The 18,405-nt window shown below is 45.4% G+C and carries 21 protein-coding genes and 1 pseudogene; 8 read left to right on the top strand and 14 right to left on the bottom strand.

Annotation, left to right across the window (positions count from 1 at the left end; translation table 11 throughout):
- Positions 1-15: 15 nt before the first annotated feature.
- The 7 genes from EO763_RS04815 to EO763_RS04790 all read right to left on the bottom strand — a co-directional run bounded on the left by EO763_RS04815 (position 16) and on the right by EO763_RS04790 (position 6,073).
- Positions 16-1,236 carry an STY4528 family pathogenicity island replication protein gene (locus EO763_RS04815; RefSeq protein ID WP_116167170.1) on the bottom strand — a complete coding sequence of 407 codons (1,221 nt, stop codon included), beginning with the start codon at positions 1,234-1,236 and terminating at the stop codon, positions 16-18.
- Positions 1,237-1,407: 171 nt separating this feature from the next.
- Positions 1,408-1,662: a ParE family toxin-like protein gene (locus EO763_RS23550; RefSeq protein WP_116167171.1), complete on the bottom strand. Its 255-nt coding sequence runs from the start codon at positions 1,660-1,662 to the stop codon at positions 1,408-1,410.
- An 8-nt stretch (positions 1,663-1,670) separates the two neighbouring features.
- Positions 1,671-2,285: a DUF2857 domain-containing protein gene (locus EO763_RS04810; RefSeq protein WP_116167172.1), complete on the bottom strand. Its 615-nt coding sequence runs from the start codon at positions 2,283-2,285 to the stop codon at positions 1,671-1,673.
- Positions 2,286-2,308: 23 nt separating this feature from the next.
- Positions 2,309-2,581 (bottom strand): hypothetical protein, encoded by a 273-nt coding sequence (locus tag EO763_RS04805; protein WP_116167173.1) that lies wholly within the window; start codon positions 2,579-2,581, stop codon positions 2,309-2,311.
- A 3-nt stretch (positions 2,582-2,584) separates the two neighbouring features.
- Positions 2,585-4,312 (bottom strand): ParB family protein, encoded by a 1,728-nt coding sequence (locus EO763_RS04800; protein WP_116167174.1) that lies wholly within the window; start codon positions 4,310-4,312, stop codon positions 2,585-2,587.
- Positions 4,312-5,679: an SPI-7-type island replicative DNA helicase gene (dnaB-PI, locus tag EO763_RS04795; RefSeq protein WP_161528255.1), complete on the bottom strand. Its 1,368-nt coding sequence runs from the start codon at positions 5,677-5,679 to the stop codon at positions 4,312-4,314. The genes EO763_RS04800 and dnaB-PI overlap by 1 nt, the downstream gene beginning before the upstream one ends.
- Complete coding sequence (locus EO763_RS04790) at positions 5,672-6,073, bottom strand: hypothetical protein (RefSeq protein ID WP_161528254.1); 402 nt, start codon at positions 6,071-6,073, stop codon at positions 5,672-5,674. Before EO763_RS04790 ends, dnaB-PI begins: the two co-directional genes overlap by 8 nt.
- Positions 6,074-6,303: 230 nt before the next feature.
- Here EO763_RS04790 and EO763_RS04785 point away from each other — a divergent pair, with 230 nt between their 5' ends.
- Positions 6,304-6,711: a hypothetical protein gene (locus tag EO763_RS04785; RefSeq protein WP_161528253.1), complete on the top strand. Its 408-nt coding sequence runs from the start codon at positions 6,304-6,306 to the stop codon at positions 6,709-6,711.
- A 13-nt stretch (positions 6,712-6,724) separates the two neighbouring features.
- Here the strand turns inward: EO763_RS04785 and EO763_RS04780 are convergent, their stop codons facing one another.
- Entirely contained in the window at positions 6,725-7,612 is an 888-nt protein-coding gene (locus EO763_RS04780; protein ID WP_161528252.1) for a ParA family protein, read from the bottom strand.
- A gap of 260 nt (positions 7,613-7,872) precedes the next feature.
- Between EO763_RS04780 and EO763_RS04775 the strand changes: the two genes are divergently transcribed.
- Positions 7,873-9,132 (top strand): tyrosine-type recombinase/integrase, encoded by a 1,260-nt coding sequence (locus EO763_RS04775; protein WP_161528251.1) that lies wholly within the window; start codon positions 7,873-7,875, stop codon positions 9,130-9,132.
- 141 nt (positions 9,133-9,273) lie between these two features.
- On the opposite strand, the gene EO763_RS23245 is transcribed toward EO763_RS04775, so the two are convergent.
- Positions 9,274-9,444: a hypothetical protein gene (locus EO763_RS23245; RefSeq protein WP_167521835.1), complete on the bottom strand. Its 171-nt coding sequence runs from the start codon at positions 9,442-9,444 to the stop codon at positions 9,274-9,276.
- Positions 9,445-9,584: 140 nt separating this feature from the next.
- On the opposite strand from EO763_RS23245, the gene EO763_RS04770 reads away from it, so the two are divergent.
- Positions 9,585-9,926 carry a hypothetical protein gene (locus EO763_RS04770; protein WP_161528250.1) on the top strand — a complete coding sequence of 114 codons (342 nt, stop codon included), beginning with the start codon at positions 9,585-9,587 and terminating at the stop codon, positions 9,924-9,926.
- A 590-nt stretch (positions 9,927-10,516) separates the two neighbouring features.
- Here EO763_RS04770 and EO763_RS04765 read toward each other — a convergent pair.
- Positions 10,517-10,687 (bottom strand): hypothetical protein, encoded by a 171-nt coding sequence (locus EO763_RS04765; protein WP_161528249.1) that lies wholly within the window; start codon positions 10,685-10,687, stop codon positions 10,517-10,519.
- A gap of 141 nt (positions 10,688-10,828) precedes the next feature.
- Between EO763_RS04765 and mobC the strand changes: the two genes are divergently transcribed.
- The 4 genes from mobC (at position 10,829) to EO763_RS23540 (ending at position 13,992) form a co-directional block, all read left to right on the top strand.
- Positions 10,829-11,575 (top strand): MobC family replication-relaxation protein, encoded by a 747-nt coding sequence (mobC, locus tag EO763_RS04760; protein ID WP_161528248.1) that lies wholly within the window; start codon positions 10,829-10,831, stop codon positions 11,573-11,575.
- Between the two features lie 331 nt (positions 11,576-11,906).
- A complete protein-coding gene (locus EO763_RS23800; protein WP_161528247.1) occupies positions 11,907-12,113 on the top strand; it encodes an IncC plasmid conjugative DNA transfer DtrJ family protein in 207 nt (68 codons plus the stop codon).
- Complete coding sequence (locus EO763_RS23545; protein ID WP_341874933.1) at positions 12,017-13,420, top strand: ATP-dependent nuclease; 1,404 nt, start codon at positions 12,017-12,019, stop codon at positions 13,418-13,420. Before EO763_RS23800 ends, EO763_RS23545 begins: the two co-directional genes overlap by 97 nt.
- 77 nt (positions 13,421-13,497) lie before the next feature.
- Complete coding sequence (locus tag EO763_RS23540; RefSeq protein ID WP_244322062.1) at positions 13,498-13,992, top strand: hypothetical protein; 495 nt, start codon at positions 13,498-13,500, stop codon at positions 13,990-13,992.
- A gap of 502 nt (positions 13,993-14,494) precedes the next feature.
- On the opposite strand, the gene EO763_RS04745 is transcribed toward EO763_RS23540, so the two are convergent.
- Positions 14,495-15,490, bottom strand: a complete 996-nt coding sequence (locus EO763_RS04745) for a DUF2971 domain-containing protein (protein ID WP_161528246.1) — start codon at positions 15,488-15,490, stop codon at positions 14,495-14,497.
- A gap of 521 nt (positions 15,491-16,011) precedes the next feature.
- A pseudogene (locus EO763_RS04740) lies at positions 16,012-16,148 on the bottom strand (helix-turn-helix domain-containing protein); the annotation flags it as partial.
- A gap of 12 nt (positions 16,149-16,160) precedes the next feature.
- On the opposite strand from EO763_RS04740, the gene EO763_RS04735 reads away from it, so the two are divergent.
- Entirely contained in the window at positions 16,161-16,409 is a 249-nt protein-coding gene (locus tag EO763_RS04735) for a helix-turn-helix domain-containing protein (protein WP_161528245.1), read from the top strand.
- A gap of 41 nt (positions 16,410-16,450) precedes the next feature.
- On the opposite strand, the gene EO763_RS04730 is transcribed toward EO763_RS04735, so the two are convergent.
- Both EO763_RS04730 and EO763_RS04725 read right to left on the bottom strand, forming a co-directional pair.
- Positions 16,451-16,951 carry a serine acetyltransferase gene (locus EO763_RS04730; RefSeq protein ID WP_161528244.1) on the bottom strand — a complete coding sequence of 167 codons (501 nt, stop codon included), beginning with the start codon at positions 16,949-16,951 and terminating at the stop codon, positions 16,451-16,453.
- Between the two features lie 26 nt (positions 16,952-16,977).
- Positions 16,978-18,372: a DUF4832 domain-containing protein gene (locus tag EO763_RS04725; RefSeq protein WP_161528243.1), complete on the bottom strand. Its 1,395-nt coding sequence runs from the start codon at positions 18,370-18,372 to the stop codon at positions 16,978-16,980.
- Between the last annotated feature and the right edge of the window lie 33 nt (positions 18,373-18,405).

The raw sequence follows: 18,405 nt of genomic DNA, 5'->3' as shown, positions 1-18,405 counted from the left end.
GCTGACCACTCCCGTTTATCTCGGAGAACACTTTTTCCGTATCTCAGCCAGCATATTCTGGACGAACGCTTTGTCTGAAACCGGCTTAGGCACAACATCGGTTGCCGCCTCAGAAACACGCATACCCTCCGTGAAAAGCGCGTCTGCAGCTTGGGGCTGCGCAGGCCGTGTCGGCGTTTTTTGAGTAAAAAGTTTTCCATCACGGGCTCGTTTCAATACAGACAGTAGCCAGCCAATCGGGTTAGTCAGTCCTCCGTCAGAGAGCGCCCTGCTTATCGATTGCAGCACCTGCTCAGCTTGTTCGCTGGTCAGTGCCTGAAGTTGCTCCGTCACCATGCTACGATCGACCATCGGTAGTAACTGTTCGAACGCGCTCGGCAGTACGTACGTATTTCTTTTTACACATTGTGTATTACTACGTACGTAACGGTTCGGATTCCGAACTGAGTGACAACTCCTTGAAATACCACTGAGTTCGGATTCCGAACCAAGTGATTTATCCTCTTCAGGATGACTGAGTTCGGATACCGAACTCAGTGAATTTATATCCGAACTTGGTGGTTTTTGTCTTAGTTCGGATTCCGAACTGGGGTAACGAACCCGCTGTCTGGCTGCCATTTGTTGCGGTGTTTGTGCGGAACCGAGGCGGCTCTCAATAAGCGCAATACGGCTATGACGATGGCGCATCGTGGTGTCATTTTTGATCTCGTTCAGCACTTCCCATGCTGTCTGACTGATAGTTTTGTTCTTGTTCTGGCATGCTTCAGCAACCGTATCCAGCCAACCCGGATCGAAAATCTCAGCATCGCGGAATGAGAGTGGTTCATCATGCTGCGCATAAATGTTTCCGCGAACTCGGCCTTTTTCATCACGAACGCGTTTGCACAAACTGAGCCAGCCGGTGATCCTCAGCATCAATAGCACTCTGCTGATCGTTTCTCTGGAAGCCTTACCTTTATGCGGGGAAGCTAGTTGGAGCTGTAATTCATCATAGGTGGGGAAAATAGCCCCTTCATTTTGCTGGGCGTACAGGCGGATCATCATCCAGGCCATCTTATCCAGGGGAGATAACCGGGTATCTAATAGTAAACGTCTGGGGTATGCATCATGTACGTTCCCCATATAAAGCAGCCCGCTACGCAGCTGTCCCGCGTCATCAGCGGGTATTCGTTCAGCCAACCGGAGATTCATCTTCTCAACGGTGTAGGCTATCAGGCTGTCGGCCGGCAGATTCATATCATTATCCTTATCGCTGACTGTTCTTTATCCGGCTGTTGGCTCGTGATAAAAAAAATCAATGCACTTGTTTCTGCATCCGAATAAACAGATGCAGCATAAATACACTGATTAGTCATGTGTTGATTGGCTCATTTTTAATATTCCGTTATTGTCATATATCACCTCATACTATTTTCGTATTTCTTTGTTATAACGTTCGTGGTTCATTAACTCCCACGAATCACCCTGATTTCGACTCAATAATCGCCAAAATGGGCCGATGTCTATTTTTAGATACTTGCTATTTTTTTCAGTAAGGCGAGTGTAATTTTTCTCCCCTTGCCGAAAACGCCGAATTTGATTTTTAGCTTTATGGGAATATGATTTTTTAACTGTTGCTGGAGCATATAATCCCGGCATGATTTCACATAAACGAGAGCGCATTATTATCCTCACCGTGATATCGTTTTTTTTGCTGATTCAGCAGAAGCATTCATACTATGCGTTTGACTCCACGACCGAACGGCGTGCCAAACGGCAGTCAACGACACATCCATCTGCTCCGCGGCTAACATCATGACATCCAATCCCTCGCCGCTATCGGCATTCTCTACAGTAGCCAACTGCCAACGCTGCCATAACGCGGCACTATCCTCTTCACTCAAGACAACACCTCGGCCTGGACGTACGTCAATGCCGGCAATGCGCCGCCGATTGGCAACCTCAAGACTGGATAGCCCAAACATGTGTTGCATCAGTTCAATAGAACCGCCTAGTGATAACGCACGATCAATACGCTGCGTACGCATTTGCTCACGGCGGGCATGCTGAACCAGACGGTAAAAATTCTCGTGGTGAATGTTGAATTGCAATACAGAAACAGAGCTATTGGAAATATAATGCAGGTCCTCAATCGTCAGACTTTGCAGTAGTTGCATTTCTTCTTGTTTCAGCCCAAGAGACTCACAACGACGTATATAACCACTCTTTAAGTCCATCACGAGTTGGGTAAGGAGATTATTTGCTGACTGGGATGCATTTGCTATTTGTAGTGAATTTTCACTCATAAATTTTCTCCATGTGTAAAATGTTATTTGTCTCTTTTTGAACTATCTAAATGCTTATCCGATAAGTACGCATGAATACGCCGAAAGTCAGCAATTAGCGGTTTACATTCATTCGCTGTTTTTAAGAAAGCATCACATTCACCATGCTGACTGAGTATTTCCCCGCACCGATCCAATGTTTGGACATCATCCGTATACGCATCCTGAATCTGCCGTTCTTTCTCTGTTATTGCACTGGATAGTGCATTAAGTAGCACCTCATAATAGGTGCCACTTTGTAAACGCAATTTTCCCATCCTTTACGGCTCTATTTGTTCCGTGGTGATCTGCCGCTGATGTTCGCGTAAACGACGCAATACCCGAATCAGACGTAATATTTTCACGGTGTATTCATCATCAAGAACAGGCGAGTCTCCCTTGTTTGCAGAGCCGATAATGTTCAGGCAGAAGCTGAACATGTTGAATGGTTCATCACTTTGTTCGCCGGTCAACCCATTGAGAAAGAGAATAAAGGGGGACTGAGATATCATCGGGGCGACATAGCCTGCATCAAGAAGCCCTTTTGCTTCCTGGATTTCGTTGGGATAGCCCATAACCTCAGCCAGTTCAAATGCCAGTCGATAGGCACTATCCTGTAAATGTTCGATGTCATCCTGAAACACAGGGATCTGCCAGATATCAGAAACAGGTTCCAAACCGCCGTTAGCAAAAGAAAACACAGAAGCAGAAGAGGCTAACTGCTGTGTAGAATGCTCACCAGAAGGTAAAGAAAATGCTGCCTGATTATCTGCGCTTTGACTTTGGCTATTTGCTAATGAAACGTTGTACCCAGAAAGATTGTCATGAGAGAAGACATTGTCATTGCCCAGAGATTCACTGCCCTCTACGTTTTCATCATCATGTTTATCGTCTTCATCGATATGCTGATAATGTTCATCAGTTGCGCTATTTAACGAAGGAGGCACAGATGTTGAAGGCGGTGCTGAAAAATGTTGCCTGTCGTCATTCTTTCCAGACTGCTGGGAAGATGGAGGCGCAGATTTTAGACCAGTATCGTCATCACCTTTGTCTTTATTTGCAGCTTCAGGTGGAGGTTCATGGACGAACGCAGGTAATGGGTCAGTCTCGCCGAACAGTTTGCGCTGATTACGCACCTTCGGATCTAATTCCATCACCCAGCGATCGTAGTTCAGTGACGGGTGCGGTAAAGCGCTGACTAGGTCGCCGATAAACTCGTCCCGAAACATTTCTAATGACCAGTCATCCGGAGAATCAAATTTTTTGCAGCACCCACCAAAAACGTCCTCAAAAGACATTCCGGTTGAAACCGTTAATACATATTCAGACCAAATTTTTTCAGCATCATGCCTTAATGATAGTAAGTTCCTAATTTGAGGTGCGCCTAACCCAGACTCAAGCAAATCTGGCATATAGGGATATAGGAAGGTTATCGTGCTATCCATCCTGCTAATACTTGATTTATCAATCGGTAAGCCAGCCTCCGTCAGCAACGTGGCCAACTCACGCAGTGATACCGATTTACCCAGCTGTTCCTCATAAATGCCACGGGCTTTCTGGATACCAAAGGCTTTTTCTATAAAGGTCAATTCGCCACGGACTTCGTTCTCAGCCAGATGGCCAATGACACACTGAAGGCGGCCGGGCCACGGTTTGAAAATAACCGTGTGACGAAAAAAGCGTTCTTCGCCTGTTTCTTGCCACAGCTCGCTCAGGATTTCATAACGTGTGTTACCGCCGTCACTGAAGACATACAGATCAGGTACGTTCGGATCGCGGGTTACCTTTAATACAGTATCCAGACCGCGGTGACGTATGGACTCTTTAATCTCATCATATTTGGGATTCCGCTTGGTTCGCGGATTATCCGGATGAGGACCCATCTGATCCAACGTCAGCACCATCGGCATTTCATTGACCGGCAATGCGGAAACCTGAGCCGTTGCGGGTTCACGACTGCCTTGCAGCATCGCGTTGCCGAGCTGTAACGAGGCTATTTTTTTATTCATTAGTATTGATCCCTATGGCCAGATGTCGAATCCCTGAAGCGTGTATATTGCGCATCAAAAGCAAGCTTTACCGTGCCTACGGGTCCCTGACGTTGTTTACCAATAATGATTTCAGCCAATCCTTTATCCGGGGTGTTCGGGTCGTAGGCCTCTTCACGGTGAATAAACATAATCAAATCACCATCTTGTTCCAATGAACCACCGTCTCTTAAATCAGAAAGCGTTGGCCGCTTATCTGCCCGAGCCTGAGGGGAACGATTCAACTGGGACAAAACCAGCATGGGTATCTTGAACGTCTTTGCACAACCCTTAAGGCCAAGAGAAATAGCCGCGATTTCCTGGGTTCGGTTTTCGGCACCAGGGCTGCTCATCATTTGCAGATAATCAATCATGGCAAGGCTTGGCTTTCCGTATTTGCGGATCAAGCGACGCAGACGGGAACGCACGAGTGATGGTGTGAGAAAACTGCTGTCGTCAATGACTAAGCGATCGCCCCATGATTGAATGAGCTCCATTGCACCAGAGAAGCGCCCCCAATCTTCATCATTCATTTGTCCACTACGCATGGCCTGTATACTGACGCGACCAATAGATGCAGCTATACGCATCATTAGTTGCTCTGCTGGCATTTCCAGGCTAAAAATGAAAACAGGTTTATCTGGTACCCGTGACAATGCGTTTTCCGCGATATTTACCCCCAATGCAGTTTTCCCCATTGAAGGCCTCGCAGCCAAGATGATCAGATCTGCTTCCTGAAGACCACACGTCTCTTTATCGAGCTCGATAAACCCTGTTGGTGTCCCCGTTATCCCATCTGGGATCTTGTTATTTCGCTCCAGTCGGTCAACGACCTGAACCAATGCTTCTGCAGCTGTCACTTCACGCTGAGCTTCACGTTGTTCTGATATGTCAAAAAGCGCTTGCTCAGCCTGTTCTGCAATATCAGAAACCTTTATTTGCCCATGTGCCGTAGACATTGCGTCAGCGCTGATTTTTTTACCCAATGCGATCAACTGGCGAGCCTGACTTCTATCTCTAACAATCTCAGCATAGGCATTCGTATTTGCTGCGCTGGGCGTGTTTTTGGCCAGTTCTGCGAGGTAAGCAAATCCCCCAATTGACTCAAACAGGTTATTAGGGGATTTTTCGATTGATTCTGACAGCGTTATGAGGTCGATGGGTTGGCCGCTCTCGACCAACCGTTGCATAGCCTTAAATATCTGCTGATGTGCCCGGTTATAAAAATCGCCGGCAACGACCCGTTCAACCACATCGTCCCAACGGTTATTCTCAAGCATTAATGCCCCGAGAACTGACTGCTCGGCTTCCAAAGAAAAAGGAAGATGTTGCGTCTGGGAGCTAGCCATGCACAGCCTCCTTTCCGCCAGAGCCAATCTGACTAATACTCATAAATGCTTTAATCAGACGCTCATGTGTCCGAGGAGAAACCAGCATCAGAGGCCAGTCCTCCTGATTTATATAAAAAGGTTGTTGCTTCTCGCTACTCCACCCAGCCTCAAACAATTTTTCATCATTACTTACTGGAGAATCGTCCATTGAATCCAGGAGCAATTCTTTCTCTGAATAGACGTTATAAACAATGACTGAGGATTCAGGAACGCCCCACATATTCGCTAGGAGCGCTCGTAAACGTTCCCCCGCATCCTCAGTGTGAAATGTTTCAAAAAAAACGGTCTGTTCATCAATGTCTTTATAGCGCCAATGGTTGCAGGAGCAGAATGCTCGGTAGAGAGATCTCATTACTTTCCCTCCCCAACAGGACTGCCTACCAAAACTACATTAAAGTCATGTAATAACACTGTTTTTAATAAGGTTATGTAAACTTCTGAAAAGGGCGTCGAATCTACCGTTGCGAGGGATACACTCCCTTCTACTGACAGATCATTTCCTGACCGCTTAGTTTGACGACTCCGGTCAGAAGGAACTGGCAGTAAATCCAACAACAGAGAACCTAACAACGGAGATCCGACATGGATTCTTTTGAAAAACGCTGTAGCTTTTTTTACCAGCAGGCAGCAGAAAAGTATTCGGAATATCCCGGTGCAGAACTGATTCAGACGTCCTACCGCTTGCTGTGGCTGGGCGAATGGCTTCGTCTGACACATAGCTGGCATCAGCAATTCAGTCCCTGTTCCCCGCGAGAAGCATTGGAATATGCGCTGATTAAGCAACATCAATGGACGCCCGAAATTATTCAAAGCATGTCCGATAAAGAGATGTCGCTGGCGCTGACCGACTATTGGACTGCTTTCGCAGCCGATCCTGAATGGAGCTCCAAGCAATGGGATATCGAGAAGCAGCTCGACCGATTGGATGATCCGTACACCGGAATGGATATTTGGCCGAAAAGCACGCAGGCAAGTGCCATTCCGGCATAATAGTGGCTGAAGGTTAGACATTAGCTACCTCCCCTGCGCCAGTTTGATTCCGTAACACGGAATCAAACTGCTCTTTCCAATGGGGGAAGAGTTCGCAAGCGAGACTATGCATGGTCACAGCCGCCGCTGCGCTCTTGCGATCAGTGACATATTCAAGACGGTGGACTGGTTGGCCAAAGGCGTGACCGCGCTTATAGACCTCAAGCTGGTCAATTTTTGTTTCAAGTATCGAGATGTTTATGCTTTCGGATTGAAGGTATTTTTTCTCAGAAACGATGTTACCCAACTCTTCCAAAGTCTTACGATCCAATGATGTGTTCTCAACACAGTTGGCCAGAATTTTGATATCAGGGATCTTAATCCCATAAGCCTGCAACGCCAGTAGCCGAGACATTAGACGCACTGTTCCGCGCATGAATTCCCGAACATCAGGAAGTATGGGTTTAATCACGCCAACAACATTTTCTGTGGCAGCCAGAACCACGAGCTCAACCATCACACCGGCAGCCCCTTTCGAGTCAATCATGATGACGTCGTAATTCTGGAAACTTTGATGCTGAAGGATATTCTTGAGACGCATGCGTCCATCAGGGGCATGAAGCATTGCAGTGGGAAGGCGATCATCAGGATCGTTGGAGATGATGAGATCGAGGTTAGGTATGGCTGTTCGAGAAATTATGCTGTCTGGCTGGTTTAAATCTGTTGTCTGCATTAACAGCTCAAACAATCCAAACGGAGCCTCATGCTCCAGCGCATAAATACTACTGGCAGTAGGCTGTGAATAGTCGCCATCGATAAGCAAGGTCTTTAACCCTGCATCAGCAAAAAAACCTGCAAGGTTAGCAGCTTGAGTCGACTTCCCTTCGCCACCTTTTGTCGAAATTACGGGTAAAATTTTCATTTTTGCACACTCGGTTGAATGTGCAGCTTTTTTGCGTCTATCTCAGCACGAGGATTGAAAATCCTCGTGTCCTTGGTTCGATTCCGAGTCCGGGCACCACCTTTCCTTTTTTATGCCTCCTTATCAATTCTTATGTGTATATAATTCAATAAGTTGGCGTAAAAATCTTTTCCGATGCGTTTTGATTTATCCCTTCGTATCGGGGAATTTGTGGGTCAGATTGCGGGTCATTCAGTTCGATGAACGGGAGTGACCCTCATATGTTAACTGACAGCAAAGTCCGATCCGCGAAACTTCTCGCAAAATCTTACAAGCTCACTGACTCGCAAGGCCTATACCTCACGGTATCCACCAGCGGCGCTAAGCTATGGTATTTCCGCTATCGCTTCGGCGGTAAAGAAAACCGTCTGGCTTTTGGCCCCTACCCTCAAACCACGCTGGCGGAAGCCCGTGAAAAACGCGATGCAGCGCGTAAGCTGCTGGCATCCGGCATCAGCCCTTCTCAGCTTCGCAAAACGAACAACCCCGCCGTTGATGAATCCCGCACCTTTCAGTATGTCGCTCAGGCATGGCACACCAGTAGCCTGAAACTCTGGTCGGACGCGCACGCCGATAAAATTCTTATCTGCCTGAAACGCTACGTTTTCCCCGCCATTGGCGCGATGGATATCGCTCAGGTTGAAACCCGCCATCTGGCGCAGTTGGTTAAGGCGATTGACGATAAAGGCGTGCATGACGTCGCCGGACGGGTACGCCAGCATCTAACTAAAATCATGCGTCACGCCGTCCAACAGGGCGTCATCAAATACAATCCGGCTTACGATTTGGATGGCGTCGTGACCCCGGTTGTGACCCAACATCACCCCGCCCTGCCACTAAAACGCCTGCCCGAACTGCTGGATAAAATGGAAAACTACAAAGGCCGGATGCTCACCCGTCTGGCGCTGGAGCTGAACCTGCATGTTTTTCTGCGCTCCAGTGAACTGCGTTTTGCCCGCTGGGATGAATTTAACCTGAAGGCGCATATCTGGAGCGTGCCCGCCCAGCGCGAAGCGGTAGATGGCGTGCGGTTCTCAGAGCGTGGTGCCAAGATGAAGGATGAACATCTGGTGCCGCTGTCACGGCAGGCGGTCGCCCTGCTGAAACAGATTCAGGCGATTTCCGGCGAATCGGTCTTCGTTTTTCCCGGCGCACATACCCTGAACAAACCGATGAGTGAAAACACCATCAACAAGGCGCTGCGCGTGATTGGCTACGACACCAAAACCGAAATCTGTGGGCATGGTTTCAGAACGATGGCCTGTAGCGCCCTGAATGAGTCCGGGCGCTGGTCAAAGGATGCGATTGAGCGACAGATGAGCCACAAAGAGCGCAACGGCGTGCGGGCGGCCTACGTGCATAAAGCGGAGCATCTGGAAGCCAGAATCGAAATGATGCAATGGTGGTCGGATTATCTGGACGTCAACCGCGAGGGTTATGTCGCGCCGTATATTTATGCGCGGAGTCATTCGGCTGGCTAACGCGCTGCGCTTGTTGGCTCCTGACGGGCTTTCTATGTGATAGAAAGCCCGTCAGGAGCGTTGTCGTAAAACCATTCGAGCATTCTGCCAAACGTCTCTTACACGTTAGTATTTGCTACATCGACTGACTCAAATCACCGTTCAGCCTTTTGGTTCAATACCGCGCGTCTGGAGTTCCTTACGCAGAACACGCTTGATCCACGTAGCCAATGTCTTGTCGCCATCCTTATGGGCTTGTTCTTCTAATTGCGAACGAAACTCGTGGGACAGTCGAATTTGATACTGGTCTGTTTTTGATTTTTCGCTTGACATTGTAATTACAAATTCCATAGCATGGTATAGTTGTAATTACACCGCAATTACATGGTGTTTTGCAACAGTAAAGAGCGAAGCCCGGCAGTGCTAGGAACACTAACCGGGCTTCTGACCACAACATTATGAGGACTAATGCTATGGCTGACACCGATAGTAACACGGGCGCGTCTTATCAATCACTGCCGGATTATGAGAACCGTTACTCCGCCATGAGTGCCGCGCTGGCTCGTCTGGACTTTTCACGCATGGACAATGACGAACTCTCGCAGGTCACAGAATATTGCGCCGAAACGCAGGCCGGGCTTTGCCATTGCCTGAATTTCATTGGCGATGCGCTGATTACCTTTGCCGATAATGAGGTGTGCGAATCGACGCCAGAAAGCTTGTGCCAGTTGGGTCATGGGCTAACCGCAATCAGTTTACTCATCCCTGCCCTTACCACGATGCACAAACACGCACATTCACTCACCGCCAGATAGCCATCTGAATATAGCCTGCCTGATTAAAGCTCTGCCGTTAGGTCAGAGCTTTTTTGCTTTCGTGACTCAATAACAATAACTCTCCCCATCCGATATTGAGTTGTTTGCAGGCAACACCGTCCTTTCCCGATAGCCTTCCCTACTGGCTGATTTCAGTGGGGATAGATATGTCATCACGTTTTATTTTCACAACGCTGACCGCGCTCAACAGGCTATTCAAACACAATGCAGAATGCAGCGGGGTTAGGCGGTTGAATGCCTGCGCCTCGCGGGCATTCAACCGTGGCGTGAGGCGAGTAAATTCAATTTCACAGAAATTGCTAATTTGCGTCGCCCGAACCCACCCGCGAGCGTTTCTCCCAAGGGAAACCGAGCAGGCCGGGGGGAGCCGAATAAATTTTGCCGCCCCAGCGAGCAAAAAGACGCGCCCACGCGTCGGTTTATTTGGGGGGCATCAGCCCCGCACGCCGTCGCGGCTAAGTCTCCGGCCACAAGCCGGTAGCGAGGCGCGACTACCCGCTTTGAAGGCGTTTTCCCATTTTTTCGCTGACCGAAACGGGCAAAAGAAAAAGTGGGCTAAAAACGGCGTCTCAAAGGGGGTAGTCGCGCGTAGCGCGCGACGGTGTGCCGCTGTTGACGTTGGGGGTTTTGGCGTGGCGTCCAGCCGCGACATTACCCCCATGCGACAGGTAATAAGGGCGTCCAGCCCGCATGAACTGGCGCACGCCGTTTTGTGCCGGGAAATGTATTTTCCGGCACATGGCTGCAAAGCGGCCACCTCTTTATCCCCACAAGATCGCCTCATGACGTCGACTCATGCCAGTACCCCAAGGTATGCGCCCATGTAATGAGGCGATAAAGCCGAAAGAGCGAACACACCAGTAAAATGCGAAGGAGGAACCATGCTGATTTACGATTACCGTGAACGACGGGCGCGTAGTCACGAAAAAATGCGACTTCTGCTCACCTTTCTGAAAGAAGAAACCTACAGCGACTTTAAAACGTTGATGCTGCTTTTTGATTATAAAAATCACAAGCCGCTTTATCTGTTGCTGGCAAAAGCCATCGACATGGGATTGGTCCAAAAGCATGAAATAAACACCAGAATGGTGAAAACCTCTCTGTGGGGGATCACCAATGACGGATTATCCGTTGTTGTCACACCCCATGAGAATGGTTTTCCTGCGCGGTTCGAACCTTCGAAAGTCACGGGCTGGACGCTGATGCAGCGCCTTGATCGTCAGCTAGCACGGCTCCTTCTGGAAAAGAAAGGTGCTTATGGGTGGATCAGCGGCGCCGATTCAACATTCCGCAGCCGCTATGAGGTATATCATCGCCCGGCCGGGGTGATAACGTTACCAGACGGAACCGTCATCGCCGTTGAGACTGAGCGCCATCTGAAAACCAAGGCCCGTTATCAGGCAATTATCACCCAACATTTGATAACTCGTACTCAAAAACTTTGGATGTACGTCTTCTATATCGTGCCCGATCCGCAGATAAAGCGAGCTATTGAACGGATGTTCAATAGCGTGACATACGCCATCGTCAACCATCAGCGTATCCCGCTGGAAGCGAAGCACCGCAATGTTTTTCGGGTTTATACGTTTGAGGAGTTGAAGGGGTTGGTACTAAAAAGTTACTCTTAGATATCAGTGCGTCACGGCAAATATTTCTCAAGGAACGTCTAGCTTTAGCTAACTTCAAAATGGTGATGATCTGGTGCTCAGTAAATCAGGCTTTACTCAGGGCAATCACCTCTCGGTGCACAATCAATTTGCTAGGAAGTGAGTAGACCTGTTCGCCGGAATACTTACAGTAGGGCTGAAAGCAAGGAGTCGCTGACTGGCATCGGTGCTGCAGGAATATCTGTTAGTAACGGTTTATGTCGCCGTTATGACGCTAATCCCGTAACGGTTCTTATGCTCTCAATACCGCTGTTTTTGATGGTGTTGTTGGTTGCGATGGTGATAGCTTGGGATGGCTGAGACGCATAGCGCAGCGTATGAACCAAGCTTTGTTTATCACCGAGCCAAACGCTTCATAAAACCTGTGTTCTGTATATCCTACATCGTGTATCTATCATGGTCATCAGCGGTGTACCCCAATCTGCAGTTGTTGCCTGCAGTACTGATGTTAAGAATGATTCTATCGGTGCTGACAACTGCGTCCAAGAAGTATTCATAAGCTGGACGACAGTTCCCCTAGGAATCATCTCGTTTTTTTGTTATTTTCAGTGTATTGTAGAAAAACTGACGGATTTTGAGGATCTTATGCCTGTCAGAATAACTCGTATCGAAATTACAAACTTCAGATCGATTCAAAAGGTAGTAATTGATAGCTCAAGGCTACAAATTATCGTTGGTAATAATGATGCAGGGAAATCAAATATATTAAGAGCATTGAATTTATTTTTTAATGATGAAACAAATCCCGGCGAGAATTTTAATTTCAATACTGATTATAATATTTATGCTGCAAATAAAGCCTCAAAAAAAGCACGTGAAATAAAAATAAAGTTGCTATTGGAAATACCAAAAACATACCATGCTACAAATGGCGATTTAATTGAGTGGACTAGATCATGGCGTTCTTCCGGTTTTTTTGATGAAAAAATTGTAGGGATAAAATCTATATTTGGCACTAGAGGTGGTCACAGCACGCAAAGAAATGACATTCCTAAAAGATCAAACATAAAAGCTTTACTTCAAAACGTTAAATATGTATATATACCGGCAGTAAAAGACAAACAGTACATATCAAAACTTAGAAGTGAGATATATTTCGTTGTAAATGATGTATTTAACGATAACTTTAGTGATTCAAGTAGAGCATTTGAAAGAAGCATAGCTGAAAATTTGGATGAGCTTATACAGGAAATCAGTGATTCTCTTGGATTTAGCTCAGCACTATCTTTGCCTCGTGATTTGAGTAGCCTCTTTGGCAATCTTGATTTTCTTAATGAAATGCGCATATCTCTTAATGAAAGAGGTGATGGAATAAAAGCCAGACACATCCCATTAATATTAAAATACATAGCTGAAAAAACTAAGACATTACAAGCGCAGGGAAACCCACCATACACATTCATTTGGGGTTACGAAGAGCCTGAAAATAACTTAGAACTAACTAGTGCTATTAAACTTGCATTACAATTTAAGAGTTTCGTGCCTGAACCTGTCTCGCAATTAATTATTACCACTCATTCCCCTGCATTTTATAATCTTTCAAAACATGATAATGACGTTAGGTGCGTTTATATTGAGAAAGATAATTCAGATATAACTTCATGTAAAAATGACTATTCGCAACTTGATGATAAAATGGGAGTAATGGAATTACTTTCCCCATACATCGAGGAAGTTAAGTCGAGAATTGAAAACTTTGAGGCTGTAAGTGAACTTGGAGTTGATAAGGCTGTAATTTACGTAGAGGGGAGTAGTGACAAGATAATAATAGAAAAAGCAATAAGCCTATTTATCCCGAAAGGGTAGATTTAATTGATGTTATTACTAAAGACTTTGGTGCAGGTACAAACTATGTTTGTGATATGCTTAAAGCATATTTCCACATGCATAAACACCACTCTGAAAAATATAAATGTGCTGGTTTAGTAGACAGTGATGCCGATGGTAATAAAGCACGAGCAGAATTAGCAAAAATTCAAGACGTTGGGAAGTCAGTTAAGTGTTTATCCTTACCTATCTCTCAAGATATTATTGACGCAAAAAAAGATGGGTATTTAATTCCAGGGATACTAGAATGCAACTATCCAACGTATTTGTGGGAAAACGAACTCGCTAACGGCAAGTTAGAAGAGCGTGAAATGATAGCTGATGTTTTAAGCCCGAGAAAAAACAATGAGCTTCTTCAATTAGCAAAAACCGTTTCCGATGATTTAGAGGGCCGGCCTTATAGAATAAAAGTTGAAAACTATGTACCTAAAGGTCGGAAAGTACCTCTTGCGAACATAATATCTCAAATGGATGATGATGAATCTCGAAAATGTTTATCATTTTTAGAGAAAACCATGTCTGAACTGAATAATTTTCTTTTCCCAAAATAACAATTCATCATTAATTTATTAATTGAATATGGCACTATTTTTAATGGAATGAAATTTAGTGCCGCTATTCTCTATTCTTGTATGGAAAGCAGAATCTCAGTATCTTACTGACTTAACCTTATTATCCTTTTGATATTATGCATAGGCATTGCTTCAGCACCTTGATTTTTATATAAATAAATTTTGGTGTCATTAGCATTAGCCAGCCACTGCTAAATAGCTTTGCGCATTGATGCTTCACTTCTCATCATGCGAGGACAGTGCTGGCGGGGTGCCACCTTCAGCAAGTGTAGAGCTATTATGCAATAGCTATTTAGTCTCATAATATTTATCTTTAAATATCAACCAAAATTTCAATCCACTATCCCCCCAGAGAAATGACTATTAAATATAATTCATTAACTTCTATATTTGAAAAACTTATATAATATCCACTACTATAAATATAAAAATCAAGACTAAAGCAACCTTTTATCACTTAAACTATATTATAGAAAAATGGTTAAATCTCCTCCTCAACTTTTATTAGCTTAGGGTTGTATTGATACATAAGAAGACTCCTTTCCATTACATATATATTACAAAACTTTTTTAATGCTGGATGTTTATTTATTAAATCTATAGATTTTCCATAATTTGATTTACATCCGAAATAAACTGTTCTTATAGAATATGGGTTTATTCGGAATAAATGGACAGTTTCTATATTATTTTTAGTCGAGAAAAAAATCTCATTTTTTATACTTTGGTCTCCCATCTCTTCATTCATTTCATACTCTGGCGGGAATATTATATTGATTTTATTACCTTCAAGTTCTAAAACTTTTATGGCGTGATCTCTTGAGCAAGTCTCTCGAATATGTTTATTAGCAATACAGATTATTGAATCAGCATATTTTAATGGCACTACAATTCTCTGTTCTTGTTCATGAATCCAATCTATAGATTTTGTAAACAATATCGTTTTGAAGAATTTTTCCCAATGATATTCATCTATTGAATCAGGGGCTGATAGCTCGGACCGTGAAAAATTTGGCAATTCTCTTTGATAATCAACTTTTTCTGGATATTCATAGCAGCGACCTAATATATTCCTTCCGAATCTGGAAGCTTTTCCATTATTGATAAGAATAGAGTCCTCAAAAAAAAATTCATTAAAATCAAATTCTACAACCATGCCTTTATGCTCATTTGCATAGTGTGCCCACATTAAAGGGTTGTTATAGCTTTCACTTAACGAAATAATACCTAAATCGCTTATATTACCTTGTAAAACACCAACACTTTCATTTATTTGATAGTCATCAGGATCATCATAGGTGTCTAAACCACATTTTCTATAAAATCTCAGTTGGTTAATTTTAGCATCTTTGACTTGAATTTCATTGAAATGCCCTTCAAATGGATCATTCAAAGAAAGTGCTGGTGTCGCTCTTATCATTGGATTACTAAAAAAATCATCTCTTAGCGACATATATTTATATAAAAATCTTTTCATGTTTTTTTTGAAAAAATAATGAATAACTAGTCACATACAATAAATAAACATTAACATTTAAAAAATAAAAATCAACTAAAAAATAAGTTTATATTATGTGTAAGTATCCCACTAAACCTAATCATTCACTTTTATAAATCGTCCGAGCACTGATGATGCCACTAGAAGAGACTGCCATGCGCAAATCCCAACTAACCGAGCATCTGTTCATTACTATTCTGAAATCAGGCGAATCCGGGTAATGTCATTACGATTTATTAGACCATGGGAAACCGAACCGACGGAACGAACCGGACGTTTTTCGCATATATGGAACCCATCATTCTGATCTATCTATAAAAATACGGGTCAACCTACGGGTCTTGACAACTGTAGTGATTAAAATTTATGCTGTATTTCAACTTAATAGAAAGCTGAATGATCCCGAGTCCGGCACCACTAATTAAAAAAACCAGCCTAACGGCTGGTTTTTTGCTTTTGGGGAATGGGTCCTGAATAGGGTTCGGTTCTCTGCGAGCGTGCTATCCCGCCTCCCCTTCCCCATGATTCGGGCTCATCCCTTGTAGCGTGACGGCCAAATCTCCTCCGGCTGCTTTCCCAATGCACAGGCAATTAACCTTTCGCCTTTGGGCCAATGTCTCGTTAAAAAATTAGCTATGGGGTTGAATCGATGGCTTCTGTTTACTCTGATGAATATCAAATCGTTATCAAGGCATTACGTGAAGCACGCATTGCCAAAGGGATCACGCAGGGAAATTTGGCGCTTGCGCTGGATCGTCCCCAATCATTTATCGCCAAGGTTGAGAATGGAGAACGAAGGTTAGACATCGTAGAATTTATCCATATCGCCCGTTTACTTTCCCTAGACCCCACCAGCATTATTGCTAAGATCCCTGCAAAATATAAAGCGCTTGGTTAAAGAGGAGCACGGCCATGAAAAGTCGATATGAGCATACACACTCAATTCAATTCCCTGGTTCCATACCCCACGACCACCTTTCCGGCAGCAAGGCTTTTTGTTACCACGGTTCCGGCGCCGACTTTTACGTTATCACCTAATGTAATCTCGCCTAGCAGAATGGCATTGGCACCAAGCTCCACCTGATTACCCAGCACCGGGCTTTTGGTGACATGACCTTCACAGTTTATCACGCTACCAATGGTGACGCCCTGCCGTAATGTACAGTTCGCCCCGATGATTACATCGGAATTCACCACAATACAGTGCGGATGATATATTTTCAGCCCAAAACCGATTTGAGTTCTGTGCGGAATTTCCACACAGAACAGCCACTCATTAATCACTTTATTCAGGACAACAAAAGGAACGCTGATAATTTTCAGCAGCGCATTTGATGACTGGTAAATGGTTGAAAGGCGAAACAGCAATATGACTAGTTTAGCTTTAATACTGCCCGCCGCTTTTATTTCACACCATACATGGCCGATATTTTTCAGCATATTAATATCTATTCTTAATTTCGTGCTCAGCGCACCGTTACCGTGGAAATTCGATACCAACCGTCAGCTTGCTTGCCCTCGTTGGCGAGATTAATTCGCGATACTCCCTTTGCGTCCAGCATCGCCATTTCAATATTATACTGCCCGGCTGGCAGCGCTTCCGGCATCGCCAATTGGTAGACGAAGGTATGCTGCCCTGGCAACCAAGTGCGGATGTCATCAGCCATTTTTCCCATACTCATTACGGTGTTGGCATCATTCACCACACGATAGGCCACATCATATTTCAGATAAATGGGCGCTACGCCGTCGTTAAACCACTGCTGGTTTAACGTCAGGCTCTGCCCTTGTGCCAGTTCAGACTCATGAGTTAACGAGGCCAGGCGAAAACGATAGCCGAGTTTGGTCAGCGCGTTATCCACAATGTCCCGATATTCCGTCGGCACGCTGCGCGACTTCAGATTAATGGTGCTAGCATGCTGTGCCAGCGCCCAGTCAAAGGCCACCTGCACTTGCGCACGAGTATAGTGCTGCACGCTCTGCCACTCCGACATATGACCACAGATTTCCAGACTCACCGGCGCACGTTGCCACGCAGAGCTAAAATTTGGATAAAGCGCCTCCGCGTTTTGCAGTCGCTGCGGGTAATCATCTTGCATGTGGCTCCATGTGGTCGAAAAATTATGCCAGTCTCCCCAGCAATCCGCGCGCCATCCAGCACCTTGCTTCACTGCGCTGGCCAACGTGTCGCCGCCGTTAATGAGCATAATCTTTGGGCTGTTGGGAAACGCGGCAAAATACATTTCCACGTACTTATCCAACTGGGCTGATGTGTAGCGTTCAATCAGCGGCGTAATGGTCGGGAAATTGATGTTGTGCCACTCGCCCCATGACCCCACCAACCCAATATCGATATAAGCCAAATTCGAATTACCGTCATAGCGTAGCCCAAAAGCATTAAGCAAACGCTGGCTGTATTCGATAAACACCGGGTCGTCCAGATCCGGCACAAAGGTTTTTTTGTCCGGCGTCCATTCGCCCTTGATACCTTTTTGGATCAGCCAGTCAGGAATCTTCGAACCACTGGCAGGCTCATCAAGCGCCATAAAGCGCAACCCCACGTTCATCGGCGGTTGATGCTGGCTAGCCAGTTCGAAAATAGCGTCCACGGCTTGAAAATTATATTGGCCTTCTGCTGGTTCGAGTTCATTCCAGTACAAACGATCATATTCAATGCCGGTGTCGGGATAATCAGCCAGCGACAACGTTGTACCATTACCCTTGTTAAAGCTGGCGACGCCAGTACCTGGGTTCGTTAGCGGGCCAGTTAGCCCTCTGGGGGTGGCGGTCGTCATCACGCCATCGGCCACACCCAATACAGAAAATAGCAAACCTCCTACAGCGATAATTTTACAATGCACTTATGACTCCTTATTTCCACATCAGCAGAAACC

It is taken from the genome of Pectobacterium odoriferum (assembly GCF_009931295.1).
GTDB lineage: Bacteria > Pseudomonadota > Gammaproteobacteria > Enterobacterales > Enterobacteriaceae > Pectobacterium > Pectobacterium odoriferum.
The sequence above is the reverse complement of the archived record's forward strand: the minus strand, read 5'-3'. Positions and strand labels throughout refer to the sequence as shown.